The following is a 1,952-nucleotide window of genomic DNA, read 5'->3' as shown; positions in this document are numbered from 1 at the left end:
GTTTTTTGTTGGTATCCATTTAATTGCAGGTAGTTTTTGAATTATTTGTTACACAGCTTTTGCCATTGGAGTAGACAGTTTTATTCCCATTAGTAATCGAGCTTGGGCCGTTAGAGTAATACGTTATATTCCCAGCCTGTGTAGCAACTAATCCATTTGGACCTTTGGAGATGGTGCCATTTTGAGGCTGCACTGACACATTGGGGATGATTAGTAAATTATTGCTTTCAGGACTCCGTCCTCGCCCCTCTGGTTCGACTGAATGTGAAATTGTAATAATTGAAAGGAAAAATAAGAAAGTAGCAGGATAAAATAATTTCATAATAGCTCCATTTTTATTGCTATACCTAAGTGATTCTTACGGGGATTACTCCCTACATTCTTAATTGTAATATTTACCTTGGTGTAACTTTAGTTAATTTACGAACCCCCCATTTAAAGCTCCTTTCAGAAGTAGGGTTAATTAATGAAATTCTACCCCTGAGGCCAGTTAACCTGCGGGGGGATTACCTCTTACTACCTTGGCTTAAAGACCAATAAGGCCATAAATAAGAACCCGTTCTTCCACTTTATTAGCTGTTACGGGTGCATATCGTGGATTAATCTACCTTTTTATTTTAATAATTATTTTGTTAGCATAAGATAAGCATCTTGTTTTAAAGCATATTAAAGCCTTAGTGGGTCAATAAAATTCTTGGCCCTCGTGACACAATATTTCATGAATATTAAATATTAAATATTACATTGTTATATTTAATTTTTTTAAATTTATCTAACTCTTTTTACATTAGGCCATTTAATGCACAAATTACTTAATGAATTAGTCATTATCAATGAAGAGCTGTTGCGCGAGAACGAAGAAAAAGAAAAACGCGCCGCAGAGCTTTTTATTGCCCATAAAGAAAAGGACAAACTGTTAAACGAATTAGTCGATGCCAATCAAGTTCTTTTGTTTCATGGTGTAGAAAACAAAAAACGCGCCGCAGAGCTTTTGATTGCTAATGAAGAAAAAGAAAAACGTACCGCAGAGCTTTTGATTGCTAATGAAGAAAAAGCTAAACGGGTGGATGAATTAATCATCGCCAATGAAGAGCTGTTGCGCGAGAACCAAGAAAAAGAAAAACGCGCTGCAGAGCTATTAATTGCCAATGAAGAAAAAGCTAAACGGGTGGATGAATTAGTTATTGCTAATGAAGAGCTGTTATTCCAGAACCAAGAAAAAGAAAAACGCGCCGCAGAGCTTTTGATTGCTAATGAAGAAAAAGAAAAACGTACCGCAGAGCTTTTGATTGCTAATGAAGAAAAAGCCAAACGTGCCGCAGAGCTTTTAATTGCTAATGAAGAAAAAGCTAAACGTGCTGAAGAGCTTCTTCATGCCAATGAAGAAAAAGCTAAACGGGTGGATGAATTAGTTATTGCTAATGAAGAGCTGTTGTTCCAGAGTCAAGAAAAAGAAAAACGCGCTGCAGAGCTATTAATTGCCAATGAAGAAAAAGCTAAACGGGTGGATGAATTAGTTATTGCTAATGAAGAGCTGTTATTTCAGAACCAAGAAAAAGAAAAACGCGCCGCAGAGCTTTTGATTGCAAAAACGTACCGCAGAGCTTTTGATTGCTAATGAAGAAAAAGCCAAACGTGCCGCAGAGCTTTTAATTGCTAATGAAGAAAAAGCTAAACGTGCTGAAGAGCTTCTTCATGCCAATGAAGAAAAAGCTAAACGGGTGGATGAATTAATCATCGCCAATGAAGAGCTGTTGCGCGAGAACGAAAAAAAGGAAAAACGCGCCGCAGAGCTTTTAATTGCTAATGAAGAAAAAGCTAAACGTGCTGCAGAGCTTTTTGTTGCCAATGAAGAAAAAGCTAAACGGGTGGATGAATTAATCATCGCCAATGAAGAGATGTTATTTCAGAGCCAAGAAAAAGAAAAACGCGCCGCAGAGCTTTTGATTGCC

Annotated in this window: 2 protein-coding genes; both read left to right on the top strand. The window is 37.2% G+C overall.

Annotation, left to right across the window (positions count from 1 at the left end):
• The first annotated feature begins 799 nt into the window (after positions 1-799).
• A complete protein-coding gene (locus ICN49_RS11555; RefSeq protein WP_216168224.1) occupies positions 800-1,618 on the top strand; it encodes a hypothetical protein in 819 nt (272 codons plus the stop codon).
• Positions 1,608-1,952, top strand: a 345-nt coding sequence (locus tag ICN49_RS11550) for a hypothetical protein (protein ID WP_216168223.1), incomplete at its 3' end; no start/stop codon positions are given. The genes ICN49_RS11555 and ICN49_RS11550, both read left to right, overlap by 11 nt.

The organism is Polynucleobacter finlandensis (genome assembly GCF_018881755.1).
Taxonomy (GTDB): domain Bacteria; phylum Pseudomonadota; class Gammaproteobacteria; order Burkholderiales; family Burkholderiaceae; genus Polynucleobacter; species Polynucleobacter finlandensis.
Note: the sequence above shows the minus strand (reverse complement) of the source record. Positions and strands in the feature narration are given on the sequence as shown.

Bases quoted from the DNA above. Each gene is read 5' to 3' on its own strand.
- ICN49_RS11555 (WP_216168224.1), top strand. From the start codon at position 800: ATGCACAAATTACTTAATGAATTAGTCATTATCAATGAAGAGCTGTTG.